The organism is Pedobacter sp. AC379 (assembly GCF_979258145.1).
The window spans coordinates 4,764,568-4,781,715 of record NZ_OZ409839.1 but is presented as its reverse complement, the minus strand read 5'-3'; the positions used below and the strand labels follow the sequence as shown (position 1 = coordinate 4,781,715).

The window sequence follows — 17,148 nt, the reverse complement described above, 5'->3', positions numbered from 1 at the left end:
CCGATATGACTAAAAAATATACTTTACGTTTATTAGCCTTGCTGTGCTTTTTATTTGCGTCTGCAATTGCCAGTGCGCAGCAAATTAACTACGTGCGGGGAAAGATTATTGATAAAAAAGATAAACAGCCCATTATCGGTGCTTCGGTTGTAATTGTTGATAAAGACCGCAGGGTTATAAAAGGTGTATCATCAGATATTGATGGTAACTATACTTTGCCTGTAGCCGATAAAACCTATAGAATTTCAGTTTCTTACATTGGCTATAAATCAACTGCACCAATTGCCATTGATAAGGCAACAATTAACTTTCAGCTGGAGTCGGCTGATAACCAGATGGATGAGGTTCAGATTGTTTCGAAAGCCAAAGCCGATAACGGTAGCGGAATGAACATTGATAAGCGTGATCAAACTTCTGCTATTGGTACTATTAACGCCAAAGAGCTTGAAGATATGCAGGCCGCCTCTATCGATCAGGCTTTGCAGGGCCGTTTGGCAGGTTTGGATATTGCAGCAAGCAGTGGCGATCCAGGTGCACCCATGCAAATCCGCATCCGTGGTACATCTTCTATAAACGGTGCTGTAGATCCTTTAATCGTGGTAGATGGTATGCCTTACGACATTACTATTCCATCTGATTTTAACTTTGCAACTTCTGATGAAACCAATTACGGCCAGTTATTAAACATTGCGCCCTCAGATATTAAAGATATTAGTGTGTTAAAAGATGCTGCGGCAACAGCCATCTGGGGTTCGAGGGCAGCAAATGGTGTTTTGGTTATCAATACCAAAAGAGGAACTATGGGGCCGCCAACTATTTCTTATAATTTTAAAGGTTCATACTCTAAACAGCCAAGTCCGGTACCCATGCTTAATGGTAACCAATATTCTACCCTAGTGCTGGAAGAATTTTACAACGCCGGCCGTCAGTTTTCTACTTCTGAGTTTGCCAAAGAGTTTCAATACGATCCGAACGACCCTTATAACTATTTTAATTACAGCAACAACACCGATTGGTTAAAAGCCATCACCAGGATTGGGTATCTTCAGGATCATAACCTTTCTATTTCCGGTGGGGGCGAAAAAGCCAAATACCGTGCATCATTAAATTATTTTAACCAGGAGGGTACAACCAGAGGTACAAGTTTAGGCCGTTTAAGTGCCCGTGTAAATTTAGATTACCAGGTATCTACAAAAATCAGGTTCAGTGCAGATATCGTGTACACACATATCGATAACGAAAATCTTTACAGCACCAAAGTCAGGGATATTGCTTATCAAAAAATGCCCAACCAATCTGTATACGAGTACGATGAATATGGCAATCTTACTTCAAATTATTTTAGTCCGCTGGCTACCGCACAGGGCACTTACCCAGGTACATATAATCCATTGGCTATGGCAAATGCAGCCAGTAACCATCAGCTTGGCGAAAGGGTAATTCCGAAGTTTTCATTACAGTACCAAATAGTACCCGACCGTTTAAGGTTAAATGCAAACTTTCAGGTAGATATTAACAACTCAAAAACCAAAACCTTTTTGCCCCAAATTGCAACGGGTAAGCTGTTTACCGATGCTGTGGTAAACTCTACAGGCGATGTTGATGGTGATGGATTTACAATGGCATCCAACATTACTTTGGCTTATACGCCAGAGTTAGGTAAAAAACATGATCTGATTGCCTTTGCAAGATTTGATAGCAACGATAGCCGCAGAACAGGGCAGGGGATGTTTGCAACCAATACAGCATCATCTTACCTTGCCGATCCATCTATCGATGGACGAACAAATGCCGTTGGCTCTGTATATTCATCATTTGCCCAAAGCCGTTCGGTGGGTTTGCTGTTAAATGCGCAGTACAAATTTTTAGACCGTTATATTTTTAATGCAGGGATAAGGGGCGACGGTAACTCTAAGTTCGGGCCAAACAACCGTTATGGTGTTTTCCCATCAGCATCGTTAAGGTGGAGGGTATCTGGCGAACCTTTTATGAAAAGAACTGAAAAGTTTATCGACGATTTTAGTTTCAGGGCAAGTTATGGTATTGTAGGTAATGCACCACGCGGAGATTATACCTATTTAAACACTTATCAAAATTACGGTTTCAGTTACCTGGGCATGTCTGGCGTGTATTCAAGCAATCTCGAATTATCAGATTTAAGATGGGAAAAAGTAGCCCAATCCAACCTTGGCCTAACCCTTAACATGTTCAAAAATGCCATTAATATGGATTTTGATGTTTACCGTAAACGAACTACCGATTTATTTTATCCTGGCATTGCCATACCAACCTATAATGGTTATTCGGGTGTAGATCTTAACGTGGGTACGATGGATAACCAGGGCTGGGAATTTAACCTGAACGCTACACTGATCAGAAAGAAAAATTTTAGATGGGATTTTAGTTTCAATATCTCGCACAACGAAAACATCATCCGCGAAATTGATCCGCTTTACCCTCGAGAAAATAAAGGAAAAATTACTTCCAATAATGTATTTAAGGTTTACATCCAGGAAAACAACCCGTTTGGCTCTTTTTATGGGTTCAAGTTTAAAGGAGTTTACAAAGATTTAAATTCAACCATTGCCCTTGATGATAGTGGCAACCAGATTGTTGGTCCAAACGGACAAAAAGTGTACATGCGTTTCGCTTATCCATCTGTTGATTACGTTTTTCAGCCCGGCGATGCAATGTATGAAGACATTAACCATGATGGAAATATCGACTATAAGGATATTGTGTATTTAGGTAACAGTAATCCAAACCTAACAGGAGGTTTTGGTACTGGAATTACCATTAATGGCAACATCCGTTTTGGTGCCAACTTTAGCTACCGTACAGGTTACCAGATTATTAACGGAACAAAGATTACCACCACCAATATGAATGGTTTTAGCAACCAAAGTACTGCGGTACTAAGAAGGTGGAGAGCCGAAGGCGACGTTACCGATATGCCAAGAGCAGTATATGCCACCGGATATAACTTTTTAGGCTCTGATAGGTATGTAGAAGATGGCTCCTACCTGCGTTTGCGCAGTGTAACGCTGAAATACGATTTCAGTAAAAACTTTATGAAAAGACTGGGTATGAAAAGTTTAAGCGCAAATTTAATGGTAGAGAATATTTTAACCTTTACCAAATATACAGGCCAGGATCCGGAAGTGCCGGTAAAGCTAACGGCATTTTCTACCGTGGTTGATAACTCCACCACCCCGCCAATAAAAACAGTTACCCTTGGTTTAACAGCAAATTTTTAATCAGCAACAGGATGAAAAAGATTATATATAGTACAGGCATAATCATGATGCTGATCATGAGCAGCTCATGCAAAAAATGGTTGGATTTACAGCCCAGGGATGGCATTACCCGCCAGGGCTTTTGGAAAACCAAAGAAGATATCCAAGCTGCGGTTGCAGGTTGTTATGCTTCCTTACTGGCACCTCCTCCAGGGATTAATGATAAGGCTTTAACCGAGTATATGTTTATATATGGCGAAATACGTGCCGATATGATTGATGCCGGGCCGAGTGGAACAACAGAGGAGAAAGATATTTTTGATAACAACATTGTGCAAAGCAATACCTTAACCAGTTGGGCTGCTTTTTACCGCACCATTAATTTTTGCAATACCGTATTGGATTTTGCGCCCGCCGTAAAAGAAAACGACCCTACTTTAACCGATGCACAATTAAATGCCTACCTGAGCGAAGCTTTGGCTTTAAGGAGCATGATGTATTTCTACCTGGTTAAAACGTTTAGAGATGTGCCATTAAAATTAACTTCCTCATCAAAAGATACCGATTTACAGGAACTTGTTAAAACACCAGGTGCAGATGTTTTAAATCAGGTTGTGGCCGATTTAAAAAAGGCCGAAGCAGGCGCGGTAAGCACCTATGGAAACACCGTATCAGACAAGGGCAGAATTACAAAGTTTACAGTAAATGCTTTGCTGGCCGATGTGTATTTATGGATGGATAATTTTGCAGGCTGCATTACCGAGTGCAACAAAATTATGGATTCGCAGAAATTTGCCGTTCAGGGTGCAGGTTCGGGTTGGTACAACAATGTGTTTTTTAATGGCAGTTCAACAGAAACCATTTTCGAATTTTCAAATAAAAATTCGGTAAACAACGTATTCTATAACTTACTAATACAATCTAAAAAACGCTTTATAGCTTCAGGTATTTTAACCTCAGATATATTTACGCCTGATGATGTGGATCCAGACCGGATTTACGATATCCGCGCCGCTAATTTTTACAGCGGAGACAACAGCATAATAAAATTTGGTACCGAAAACCCTTCATATGTAAACTGGCAGGCTTACCGCTTATCCGATATCTGGATGTTGAAAGCCGAAGCCCTGGCTTATACCGGTGGTGGAGCAGATGCCATTACCCTCATTAAAGATTTAAGGTTAAAAAGAAATGCGGTTAAAACAACAGAAGAAACTCCCGATGAAAATGATAAGGATGCCATATGCGATTATATTTTGGCTGAACGATCGCGGGAATTTGCTTTTGAAGGCAAACGCTGGTATGATTTATTGCGCATAGCAAAACATGAAAATTATCGCCGTTTAAACGTACTGCTCGAAATGGTTGCCCGAACGGTATCACCAGCTGTACAGCAATCGGCAATAGCCAAGTTCAGGGATGTAAACAGCCATTATTTACCGATTAACGAAAACGAGCTTTTTGCCGATTCAAAACTTGTCCAAAATCCATTTTACACCAAATAAATTTTAGCATGATGAAAAATAATCAAAATGTACGCAGCCTGGCCAAATTGGCGATGATCTGTGTTATTGCTTTTATATTTATAAATGCATGTAAAAGAGAATCGTACACTTTAGCCACTACAGATGATGTAAACATTACCGGCTATTTAGATAAATACCCAGACAAGTTCTCTTTAATGAGGCAGATTGTAGAGCGTTCGGGCACTGCTGGCTATTTAGGTGCTTATGGCAGGTACACCTTATTTACGCCGACCAACGATGCCGTAACCGCCTGGCTTAAAGGTATTGGCAAAGCGAACGTAGCCGATTTAAGTGTAGAGCAATCGAAAGATATGGTTAAATTCCATTTATTGCCCGATACTGTTGCAACCAACCGCTTTACAGATGGAAAATTGCCACAAATAACTTTATATGGCCAGTACCTGCAAACAGGTGGCGTAAATGAAGGCGGGGTAAGCAGCATTATTGTAAACAAACAGGCAAAAATAAGCCAGTCGAATGTAAGGGTGGGTAATGGCATTATCCATGTAATCGATCATGTATTAATCCCTGCAACATTAACAACTGCACAAACCATCGAGGCCAGCGGGCGTTACAAGTATTTTACCCAGGCCTTAAAAGAAACTGGTTTTTTCGATTCCTTAAATGTAGCTTCATCAACCGTTACAGATACCACCAGAAGATTGCAAACGGCTATTATCGAATCAGATTCTGCATTGGTAAAAGCTGGCTACAGCAGTTATGAAGCCTTTAAAGCCAAATTTTCAAAAACAGGCAATCCTAAAAGCCATACCGATAGTTTATGGTTATATGTAGCCTATCACATTTCGGCAGGTGCAGCTTATACGCCCGATATCATCTCATCAACTACCATTAATACCCTTGCACCAAAAGAGGTAGTAACCACCAAATATGTTAACCAGCGGATTTTATTAAATGATGATGAATTTAATGGTCTATTGGAGCCTGGAGTGGAATTAAACAGAACCTTCAGCAATATCACCACTGCAAATGGCGTAATTCATGAGTCTAAAAACCTTTACTCCATTAAGGTGCGTTATCCAACAGGCGTATTTTTTGATGTTTGCGATCAACCAGAGCTAAAAGCAAATCCCATCTGGCGTGGCAGAAATGGTGCAACCAGCGGTACAATTCCATTGTTTGCAAACGGAGCCTCTATTTTGTCAGGAATGAGAGTAAATAATGCTGCAAAGGCAACTCTTCCTCAGAATTACGATTATTTCGTCTCTATTTTCGGTGCTACAAGAAGAATTGCTTACGACGATAAATTGAACCTTTCAATGGGTTTAACAAATGCAAATCGCGCAATTTGGGTAGAGTTAAAAACGCCAATGTTGGTTAAGGGTAAATACAAGGTTTGGATCTGTTATAGCCAGTTTGGCAGCGGTCCACTTTGCCAGATAGGTATGGATATTGGCACGCCTGATGCTCAGATTTTACCAAATCTTGTTGATTTCAGGCAATCGCTCACTTCTTCGGGTATGACTGATGCAGGAGCTGCTTTACCGAGTTCAGACCCTTTGATGTTGGCACAGGGCTTTAAACGCTATCTGGCTACTACAAACGATAAAGATAAAAATGGCAATGTTGGCCTGATTCAGCCTGCTGTTAAAAATAACTGGCCAACTGCAACCGGCAGATTAGCAGGAACAGTAAACATTACGACTACTGATAGGCACTGGATTAGGTTAACCATGGTTGGCGGTGCAGAAACAAGCAGCAATACCTGGTTGGATATGATTCAATTTATACCGGAAAACGATGACCAGAATTATCCAAGATTTTCACCAGGTAAAGACGGTCTGATTTTTCAAAAACCCTAACCATTAATAATCAGGTTGCACCATTAAATTGGTGGTGCAACCTCATTTACAGATAAAATAAACGCTTGTAATAGGGAGATAACCGAAATAACTAATGAGAAAAAATATACTACATACCATATTGTTACTGGGCATTGTGCTTTGGCTGGGGGGATGCAAAAATGCAATGGAGGAGCATACAGCGATTGTAAATGTGGATAATACCACCGATCTTTTACAAAAAATTGCCGGCCAGGCCAACCTGAGTAAGTTTACCGAATATGTGAGGAGCACAGGTTATGATAAACTGTTAAGCTCATCGCAAACATATACGGTTTGGGCACCCACCAATGATGCATTGGCAACGCTTGATGCAGCAATTGTGAGTGATCCTTTAAAATTGAAAGATTTTGTGGCCAATCATATAGGCTTAACTGCCACCACTGCACCAAAAGGCATTGCCGATACTGTAAGAGTGTTGCTGCAAAATAAAAAGTATGCTACCATGATTGGTGCTACATTCGAAGAAGCCGCTGTTGTAGGCACTCCTGCCTTTGTTAAAAACGGTGCTTTATATGTAATTGATAAGGCGGTGCCAACCAAGTTAAATGTTTGGGATTTTATGCTCAGCAGTACCGATGCACCCACCCAAACCAATTACATCGCCAACTTATCTACCCAGGTAATTGATACCGCTAATGCCACAATTATTGGTTACAATGCATTAGGCAACCCGATATTTGCGCCAAACCCGCCAATGGTATCAAGAAATACCTATTGGAACAGTGTTGCCGATTTACGTACGGAAAACCAGCAATACACTTTTTTCATGTTGCAGGACGCAACTTTTACTACAGAACGTAACCGTTTAGAACCTTTTTATCCAAATGGAGGCGCATTTATATTGGTGCGCGATCTGGTGGCAAAAGGATTGTATACCCTTGATAAATTACCAGATACACTGATTTCTACCAGAGGGGTTAAAATTCCAATTAAAAAATCGGCTATTGTAAAATCATACCGCGCCAGTAACGGAATTGTATATGTAATGAATGCCATGCCTTTCAGAACCAAAGATAAAGTGCCAACCTTTAAAATTGAGGGCGAACTGCCTTCTGGTTTTAGATCAGACAGATCAGGTAATACGCTTTACCGGCTTAAACTGGATGATAAGGGCTTGCCATATAAGGATATTGAAGTGTACAACCATGGTATTGCCGAATATTATGTTCAATACCTATCAACCGTTGCAAATGTGAAATACAAAGTTTACGCAAGAGCCATTTCAGGTGGCCCTGGTGATGCACAGGTGGCCAACTTTACCCAGCGCTATTTCATATTTAACCCAACAACCCTGGTTTACGATGTGTTTGCCACGCAAACAGTAACGCCTTTAAATTATACAGAAGTTTACCTAGGCGATTATACACCACAACAATATGGGCTGTTGCAACTGCGCTTAATATCGGCAAACGTAACTTCGGTTAACCAAAATACGCTCATTCTAGATTACCTGAGATTTGAACCTATTCTTCCTTAATTAAGTAATCTGACTCAATAAAAGACTATGCATAATTTTACCATCATAAGAAAAGGAATTTTAATTGCGCTGTTTGCCCTCGTGTGCCCCGCCTTAACTTTTGCACAGCAAACCGATACCGGCAAAACAGATTCGAGCCAGTACAGTACCGATACCACAACGGTAAAAGTGAAGCAAAAACGGTTGGTTGGCCAAAGAATAACAGGCGTTGTGGTAGATGGTTATACCAATAAGCCCATAACCGGAGCCAAACTTACCGTAACCGATTTTTCGGGTGCTTTAACCGATAACAATGGAAAGTTCAGCATTGTAGTACCCGATTATAATGCCACAATTTTAATCAGCTTTACCAATTACCACACCAAATTATTACCTGTACATAAAGGTAAACTGGCTACCATTAAAATTTATCCCAACAGCTACAACTCTTTGTTTACTGAGGTAACATTGCCTGCAGGTACACAAAACCTGGCCAGATCAGAGTCTGCCTTAAGCTACCTGAGTCCTCAGGGCGGGTGGACAGTTAATTCTGAAACACCAGATAGTTATTTGCAAGGCCGCATGGCGGGTGTAAATGCAATCAGGAGATCGGGTACACCAGGTATTGGTGCCGATGTGTTTGTACGGGGTTTTACTTCATTGTATGCCACAAACCAACCGTTGTATGTAGTTGATGGTATGGTTTACGATGCCAATTCTTACGGTACATCGTTAACAACTGGTCATAAAAATAATCCATTGCAATTTATTGATGTTCGTGATATCGAAAACATCAGCCTCATTAAAGATGCTTCTGCCGCTGCTGTTTACGGCAGTAAGGCTGCAAATGGGGTAATGATCATTACTACAAACCACGCCAAAGATTTGGCCACAACGATCGATTTTTCTGCCTATACAGGGATCAACCTAAAACCTAAAAGCATTAAGGTAATGGGCGTAGATGATTACCGGAGTTATTTATCTGATGTTTTAAAAAGCCAGGGTTTAAGTGCCACTGCTATTGCCGCCAAACCTTATATGAACGATGATCCGAACCCGGCAACCAATCCAACATACTCCATGTACCATCAAAATACCGATTGGCAGAACCAGGTTTTCAAAAACAGTATCGATCAAAGCTATTTTTTAAAAGTAAGCGGGGGCGATAACATTGCAAAATATGCACTATCTGCAGGTTATTCATCCGATAAGGGCGTAATTGATTCTACCAGCAACAATAAATACTCCATGCGTTTTAACAGTGATCTAAACCTCACCAAAAAACTTACCGGAAACACCAATTTATCTTTTACTTATACCGAACAGCGGTTAAAAGATCAGGGCTTGTCTGCCCGTACGAATCCTATTTTTCTATCGCTTGTAAAAGCACCGTTTTTAGCGGTAAATGAAATCAGTGCATCAGGAGCAGTTTCGCCAAACCTGGCCGAATATGATACCCTGGGGGTAAGTAACCCAAGGGCACTGATTGAAAAGGGACTGAACCAGAAGAAAGCTTACCGCTTTTTTGGTAACATTAATTTTGATTACGCATTCAGCAAAACATTTAAACTTTCCAACCTAACCGGTTTAACCTATGATAAAACGCAGGAAACTTTGTTTATTCCACGTAAAGGCGTAACCAACGAAATTTTACCAACCACCATTGGCGATAGTAAGCTGGGTACCCAGGTAATCCGTTACTTTAGTGTTTTTGATGATTTACATTTAAGTTTCGACCGGAGGTTTGGCAAGGGCCATACCCTGCATGCCGCATTGGGTACGCGTTATACCTCGAGCCAGAGCGAACAGGATTTTGCCATTGGTTACAACTCCGCAACTGATGTTTTAATCAGCATTGGCAACAGTAATGCCGCATTACGCTCTTTTGGTGGCGATATTGGCAAATGGAGTAACCTGAACAGTTATTTTACTGCCAACTACAATTATAAGGATAAGTATTATTTAAGTTTAAATGCCGCTGTTGATCAGTCATCAAGGTTTGGCCGTAAAGATATTTCTTCATCGGTACGTTATATCGGCGGTTATGGTTTGGATATCCTGGGCAATAAATCGGCTATTTTACCGGCTTTAAGTGGGGCATGGTTAATCTCTTCTGAAGATTTTATGCACAATTATAAATACATCGATCTGTTGAAACTGAGATTAAGCTATGGCCTGGTTGGTAACGATGATGTTGGCAATTATAACAACAGGCAATATTATGTATCGCAAAACCTGTTGGGTTTACAAGGCCTTGTGCGTGGCAACATTGCCAACCCTGGCATCCAGTGGGAGCAGGTAGCCAAATTCAACACCGGTATAGATGCTTCATTTTTTAATGAACGTTTATGTCTGAGCCTCGATTATTATATCCATACCACCAGCAAAATGCTGGCTTATGTTCCTGTAGCATCAGTAGGAGGGATCAATTCTTATATCGATAATCAGGGCGGTATGCGTACCTCAGGATTGGATTTTGGTTTAAACAGCCGCATTTTAAATAAAACATTCAAATGGGATTTAGGCATCACCCTGGGTACCTATAAAAATAAAATAAACAGCCTGCCCGGCAGTACCGATATTTTAACCAGCTATGCCAATGGTACCTATTTAACAAGAGTTGGCCAAACAGCTAATTTATTTTACGGTCAGCGTACCAACGGAGTATATGCCACCACAGCCGAAGCTAGTGCCGCTGGTTTATCGATTAGAAACAGTGCAGGTGCGTTGGTGCCATTTACCGGTGGAGATACCAGGTTTATTGATACCAATGGTGATAAAATTATCAATGATGCCGACCGCGTTGTAATTGGCGACCCTAACCCTGATGTTTATGGAAGTATTAACAATACCTTCAGCTATAAAAACTGGAGTTTGGATGTGCTGTTCTCATTTGTGGCCGGTAACGATATTTACAACTATACCCGTTCGGTACTCGAATCTGGAAACAGCTATTACAACCAGACTGATGTAGTGCGCAACCGCTGGCGTGGAGAAGGACAGGTTACCAATGTGCCGAAAGCAAGTTATGGCGACCCGATGGGCAATGCACAATTTTCTGATAGGTGGATAGAAGATGGATCTTATTTCCGCCTGCGCACCTTGAATTTAACCTATAATGTGCCGCTAAAAGCAAAAGCAATTAAGTATGCAAAGCTTTATGCAACGGCTAATAATGTATTCACTTTAACCAATTACCTGGGTTACGATCCTGAGTTTAGTGCCTCTGGGAGCATATTTACGCAGGGTGTAGATACCACCTTAGAACCCCAGTTCAGGTCGTTCCAACTTGGTGTTAGAATTGGTTTATAATTGATAATGTATAAAAAGATGAAGATGGATTTTAATAAAAAAGTTATTGCCCTTTTAGCAGTAGCCCTAATTGCAACAGGTTCATGGTCGTGCAAAAAACTTACAGATGAAGTACCTGAAGATAAATTGGATATTACCAATGCCTACCGGAACGTAGGTGATGCCGATGCAGCTGTAATTGGTGCTTACGGACAGTTTTTGGGCCTTGAAAAGTTATACATTTTACAAAATGAACTGCGGGGCGATCTGGTAGATGTTACTGGAAATGCCGATGTATATTTAAAGCAGCTATCCAACCACACCACGAGTAAAGATAATCCTTATATCGATCCAAGGCCATATTATACCGTGATTTTGAACATTAACGATGCGCTTAAAAACTTCAATTTAATGCTTGCCGATCACCGGATGAGTGTTGATGATTATAATAAACATTACTCCGATCTGGGTGCTTTGCGCAGTTTTATTTACTTACAACTGGGTGCGCAGTATGGTAGCATTCCATACATCACCGATCCTGTTGAAAAGGTAGAAGATGTTAAAAATTTAAGCCTTTATCCGCGCATATCTTTCGATGAGTTGTTAACCCGACTGATTGATTTTACCGAAAAGCTGCCTTACAAGGAAGTTTACTCGTACCCAACAGGCAATGCATTAAATGTGGCCATTGATGGGCAGAACACGCAAAAAATATTCATCTGTAAACCCTTTATATTGGGCGATTTATATTTATGGAAGGGCAATTATTTAAAGGCAGCAGAGAATTATGCCAAGGTGATGAATATTGAGAATTCCAATACCAACATCAATATTCAGTTTGATGCCTATAAAGTTGTTTATGCTCTCGGTGGCGCATATAACGACCTAATAGTACGTTACACAAGGGCACAGGATGAGGGTGCCTTGGTAACTGATGGTGGTTGGCGCAATATGTTTATACAGCCTACCAATAATATTACCTGGAATTCGGAGTTTTTTTGGGGCATTTCCTACAACCCAAGTTATAAACCGGGCAATCCAATGGTTGATGTTTGTTCATCTCTGTATGGCAAATACTTGATCAAACCATCGAAAGTTGCAATTGATAACTGGAATGCGCAAAGGCAATACAGCGGTATACCTTATGATGCAAGGGGTAGATTATCTTACGAAACTTCTGCGGCTGGTCCGGTAATTACCAAGTTAACGGATAATAATACTGTATTGAGCAGTTTTAATAAAGGTGGTAAATGGGGAATTTATAGAGCGGGCTTGTTACACTTGCGTTTCGCTGAAGCGGCAAACCGTGATGGGCAGAGCAAACTAGGATGGGCGTTTTTGAATATTGGTATTCAGGATACCTACTACACCGGTACTTATTTAAGTGGGGCAAAATCTCCGGTTTCTACTGCCGAGATCAATACCATGCAAACACCATATCCTACCACTTCGCCTTATTATTTTGATGCCAGAAGCAATTCAGATTATAAATCGCCATGGTACAGAAATACAGGAATCAGAAATAGGGCAAATGTGCGTGCAATTGATGTAAGCTTTCAAACCGATATGTTAGGCTTGGAAGGTAAATTGATTGATGAGGATGCACTCGAACTGGCATTTGAGGGCAACCGCTGGCCAGATTTAGTTCGTGTTGCCCGCAGGCAGAACAATCCAGCTTTTTTAGCAGAAAAGGTTTATCAAAAACTGTTAAAGGCTGGTGATCCCAATGCTACTGCAACCCGTGCAAAGTTGATGGATCCAGCCAACTGGTATTTGCCGTTTGATTGGAAATAGAGCTGATGAAACAACGTGCCGAATCGTAATTGCCAACTTGATTTGGAATCGTAAGGCCCGAATAGGTTTCATAGGTAGCATTAAGGTTCCCGCCTGCGCGGAATGATGGCAATAGCGAAACACCGTGCCGAATCGTATGACGTCCCTGATTTCTACGCTCATTTATTTATATTTACCCATGTTCATGATCAAAAAACTAATATTCGTCACTTTTCTTGCCATAATCAGCTTAAATTCTATAGCCCAGGAGTACGTAATAACCAAGTTTGGGGTAAGTAGCGATAGTACAAAACTGAATACCAAAGCGATTCAAAGTGTAATTGATAAGGCTTTTAAAAAAGGAGGTGGTACAATTGTAATTCCTAAAGGTACTTACCTAACCGGGGCATTGTTTTTTAAGCCCAAAACCAATTTACTGTTGCAAGAAGGAGCGGTACTTAAAGGATCAGATAACATTATGGATTATCCATTTATCCCCTCAAGAATGGAAGGCAGAAGTTTAAAATATTTTGCAGCCCTGATTAATGCCACCAAAGTAGACGGTTTTAATATTTCTGGTCCCGGTACTATCGATGGCAACGGACTAAAATTCTGGAAAACGTTTTGGTTTTACCGCGATTCGGTGAAGAAAACAGGTAGAGATGCTACAAATCTCGAAGTAAGCCGTCCACGTTTATTGTTTATCTGGAGCTGTAATAATGTGAATATTAAAGATGTAAAATTGCGTAATTCCGGTTTCTGGACTACCCATTTGTATCAGTGCAACAATGTATTGATTGAGAATTGTGATATCAGGTCACCTTTCAGACCTGTAAAAGCACCCAGCACCGATGGTATCGACATAGACGTTTGCAAAAAAGTAACCATTAGGAATTGTTACATCTCTGTTAATGATGATGCCATTTGCATTAAAGGGGGTAAAGGGGTTAATGCTCAAAATCTACCCGAAAATGGAATTGTGGAGGATATATTGATCGAAAACTGTACTATCGGCGAATCCCATGCCACCCTAACCATGGGCAGCGAATGCATCCACGCCCGCAACATCACCATGCGCAATTGTAAAGTAAATAATAACTGCCCGATATTGAGAATGAAAATGAGGGGAGATACCTTTCAGCTTTATGAAAATATTACTGTAGAAAACATTACTGGAACTTGTGGATCGATTATCGACTTAAACCCATGGAAACAATTTTTTGATCTGCAAGGCAGTACAGCGAAACCTTTTGGTACAATTAGAAACATCAAATTATCGAACATTAAAGTTGAAGCCACTAAATTTGGTGAAATGGATGGGAATCCAGATGATAAAGTATCGGACTTTCTTTTTAAGGATTTGGAGGTAACTACTAAAACGCCTTTCTTGAAGAATAAATATCAGGATGTTAAAATTGATAATGTTATGGTAAATGGAGCACCTTTGGTGGTTAAACCTTAGTTGTATAATTTCTGATTTTACTTATCTCTTTTAAGAAACTGAAGGGGTAAATAGTAACGTCATTTCGACCGTAGTGGAGAAATCTTTGGATTTGCCATCATAACATACATCCGTCATTCTCGCGCATGCGGGAATCGTAATGCGATCGCTATGTTTTTTCATACATATTTGCCCGTAGGTCTAAGACGATCGTCATGCTGAATTTATTTCAGCACCTTTCTTGCTGTTAAAGCCTTGAAGGCAACATACATCCGTCATTCTCGCGCATGCGGGAATCGTAATGCGATCGCTATGCTTTTACAATCTTAATCTCTAGCTTATACTTTTAAAAAACTGAACTTTACTAATATCTTCATTGCCTAGGCCAGGTCTGCACCAGCCGAAGCAATCTTATAAATAAGCAGTTCTTTTTAAACAGCTACTTATTTACAATGATTTTTAGCAGCTCACGGCAGCGAGCTTTCATGATACTCATAATTTGCCGCTGCCGTAAGCAGGAAGGTTTCATGATACTCATGATTTGTCGCTGCCGTGAGCAGGAAGGTTTCATGATACTCATGATTTGCCGCTGCCATGAGCAGGAAGGTTTCCTTGTAAAACTGATAATTTATGTCATGCAATGAATAGATTATGATTTTCGTTACAAACAATAATCTATTTAACACTCGTTCTGAAACGCGCTTTAGCTTAAACAGTTTGCAAAATCCGCTTTACCAGTCCAATTTTAAAAGTGCCACACCCTGCCTGGCCAGTTCAATTTTAAAAGCACCGTTGTCAGTATTAAATTTCTTTGGTTTACCGATCATTTTAAGCTGACCTGCTTTTTCTAAAATTGCAACCTGTTTTGCATCTGCCTTCTGTGGCGAACCCATTTTTTTCCATACCGAATAGGAGTTGCTATTTTCAGTATCTATAAGATACTCGGTTAGGGTTACCGTTTTAACGGGTAGTTTATTTAACAAAATTGAAACCGTTTCTTTAGCATCTGTTTTATCTTCGTCATGATAATTCCACAGCATTACGGAAGCCGATTTCTCGGCTTTTGTGGCTAAAACACCGATATCGGTTTGTGCTTTTCTAATGCTCGAATCGAGGATGGTGGTTAAGTTGTACATGCGGTTGCTTTTGGCTTCAACACGGTTTCCTTTCATCAAGCCAAACATCCTGAAAACATTTAATACAGGTTTATCAACACCATTGGTAGCCAAATCGCGAAAGCCAGCAAACCAGGGCTGTTTTTCAAACTCGAACGACCATGTAACTGCACCTAATAAATTGATGTTATATTGATCGGTGAGCGCATAAAGCCTGGCGAAAGATGCTGCGGTATAACTCGAATACATGGTGCCGTTACGGTAGGCATTTTCCGGTTTGGTACTCATGCCACAAGCAGCACAACCTTCCGGATCGGATTCGCCAATAATAACAGGAATGTTTTTAAGCTGGGGATATTTACTGATCACCTTATAATTGCCATCGATATTGCGCAGCTGGTTTTTAACATTCATTACCACTGTTCCATCAACCACCCTTGGCGAGCCTTTAGCATGGAAAAGCACCGCATCCAGCGGTGAGCCGATTTTGCCCGTTACATAATTGGTATCGTTTAAGCAGTGCCTGATAAAGGCATCTAAATATTTAGAACCACCACCTGTAACGTTGGCCCCACCAATTTTCGCCGTAGGTAAAGCACGCTTCAATCCATCTGCGGCATAATCGTAAAGCTTAAAGAACTCTTTTTGTGTTCCTTTCCAATACGCACCATCGGGTTCATTCCATACTTCCCAGTACCAGCTTTCTACCTCAGCTTTTCCGTAACGGGCTACGCTATGTTTCACCCACTCATAAACGAGGTTGCCCCATTTCTTATAATCTTTAGGAGGATAAGCCCAGCCGGTTAAAATTTCATCATATTTGGAACCAGGTTTCCATTTGTGCTGGTAGGGTTGAGGTTTGGTAGAAAGTGCCTCGGGCATAAAGCCAATCTGGGCTAAAGGTTTCATGCCCAGCTTTACGTAGGTATCAAAAATCTGATCAACAATTTTCCAGTTGTAAACAGGATTGCCCTGTGCATCTTCGGTATAGGCATTGGTAGAGCCCCATTTTAAAGCAGGGGTACCATCGCCAGAGGTAAGTAAATTATGCGCGCGTACGTATACCGGAACCGGACTTAACTTCGAAATCTCTGTAAGCAGTTTCTGCCCGTCTTTCATATACGTATAATTTGGCTCGTCGTAACCAAACCAGGCCCAAATGGGCTTCATGGGCGCAATATTCTTATCGAAATTAACCTCAATGCTGGCTTTTTCTTGCGCCTTTACTGTAGGGATAAAAACGGTTAAGCTAAAGATTAGGAGGTAAATTTTGCTGGGTGTTTGCATCGCTTTTGTTTTTATAATTTGTCATCCTGAGGGTTAATTAATTGTATAAAAATCAAATAAATAACAGCAGCACTTAAAAGACTAATCTCCTCAGGTTATCGTCATTGCTGTAAGGCTTTTTCAGCCGACGAAGCAATCTTTATGGCAAAGGATCATTG

At 40.7% G+C, this 17,148-nt stretch carries 8 protein-coding genes; 7 read left to right on the top strand and 1 reads right to left on the bottom strand.

Translation table 11 applies throughout. From position 1 onward, the window contains the following. The first annotated feature begins 5 nt into the window (after positions 1–5). From ACZZZW_RS20750 to ACZZZW_RS20720, 7 genes are all read left to right on the top strand, one after another. Positions 6–3,257, top strand: a complete 3,252-nt coding sequence (locus ACZZZW_RS20750; RefSeq protein ID WP_055906169.1) for a SusC/RagA family TonB-linked outer membrane protein — start codon at positions 6–8, stop codon at positions 3,255–3,257. Positions 3,258–3,268: 11 nt separating this feature from the next. Further along, on the top strand, positions 3,269–4,741 hold the full coding sequence (locus tag ACZZZW_RS20745; RefSeq protein ID WP_463496295.1) for a RagB/SusD family nutrient uptake outer membrane protein: 1,473 nt from the start codon (positions 3,269–3,271) through the stop codon (positions 4,739–4,741). A gap of 8 nt (positions 4,742–4,749) precedes the next feature. Further along, positions 4,750–6,585, top strand: coding sequence for a fasciclin domain-containing protein (locus ACZZZW_RS20740; RefSeq protein ID WP_463496293.1), 1,836 nt, complete (start codon positions 4,750–4,752; stop codon positions 6,583–6,585). Between the two features lie 94 nt (positions 6,586–6,679). Then, positions 6,680–8,104 (top strand): fasciclin domain-containing protein, encoded by a 1,425-nt coding sequence (locus ACZZZW_RS20735; RefSeq protein ID WP_463496291.1) that lies wholly within the window; start codon positions 6,680–6,682, stop codon positions 8,102–8,104. Between the two features lie 27 nt (positions 8,105–8,131). After that, positions 8,132–11,395, top strand: a complete 3,264-nt coding sequence (locus tag ACZZZW_RS20730; protein ID WP_463496288.1) for a SusC/RagA family TonB-linked outer membrane protein — start codon at positions 8,132–8,134, stop codon at positions 11,393–11,395. A gap of 24 nt (positions 11,396–11,419) precedes the next feature. Then, positions 11,420–13,168, top strand: coding sequence for a RagB/SusD family nutrient uptake outer membrane protein (locus ACZZZW_RS20725; protein ID WP_463496286.1), 1,749 nt, complete (start codon positions 11,420–11,422; stop codon positions 13,166–13,168). 184 nt (positions 13,169–13,352) lie between these two features. Further along, positions 13,353–14,609 carry a glycoside hydrolase family 28 protein gene (locus ACZZZW_RS20720; protein ID WP_463496284.1) on the top strand — a complete coding sequence of 419 codons (1,257 nt, stop codon included), beginning with the start codon at positions 13,353–13,355 and terminating at the stop codon, positions 14,607–14,609. A 710-nt stretch (positions 14,610–15,319) separates the two neighbouring features. Here the strand turns inward: ACZZZW_RS20720 and ACZZZW_RS20715 are convergent. Beyond that, positions 15,320–16,990, bottom strand: coding sequence for a GH39 family glycosyl hydrolase (locus tag ACZZZW_RS20715; RefSeq protein ID WP_463496282.1), 1,671 nt, complete (start codon positions 16,988–16,990; stop codon positions 15,320–15,322). Positions 16,991–17,148 lie beyond the last annotated feature (158 nt).

What these genes read in the sequence shown, in the direction of transcription:
- ACZZZW_RS20750 (WP_055906169.1), top strand. Translation starts at nt 6, where the DNA reads ATGACTAAAAAATATACTTTACGTTTATTAGCCTTGCTGTGCTTTTTA.
- ACZZZW_RS20745 (WP_463496295.1), top strand. Translation starts at nt 3,269, where the DNA reads ATGAAAAAGATTATATATAGTACAGGCATAATCATGATGCTGATCATG.
- ACZZZW_RS20740 (WP_463496293.1), top strand. Translation starts at nt 4,750, where the DNA reads ATGATGAAAAATAATCAAAATGTACGCAGCCTGGCCAAATTGGCGATG.
- ACZZZW_RS20735 (WP_463496291.1), top strand. Translation starts at nt 6,680, where the DNA reads ATGAGAAAAAATATACTACATACCATATTGTTACTGGGCATTGTGCTT.
- ACZZZW_RS20730 (WP_463496288.1), top strand. Translation starts at nt 8,132, where the DNA reads ATGCATAATTTTACCATCATAAGAAAAGGAATTTTAATTGCGCTGTTT.
- ACZZZW_RS20725 (WP_463496286.1), top strand. Translation starts at nt 11,420, where the DNA reads ATGGATTTTAATAAAAAAGTTATTGCCCTTTTAGCAGTAGCCCTAATT.
- ACZZZW_RS20720 (WP_463496284.1), top strand. Translation starts at nt 13,353, where the DNA reads ATGATCAAAAAACTAATATTCGTCACTTTTCTTGCCATAATCAGCTTA.
- ACZZZW_RS20715 (WP_463496282.1), bottom strand. Translation starts at nt 16,990, where the DNA reads ATGCAAACACCCAGCAAAATTTACCTCCTAATCTTTAGCTTAACCGTT.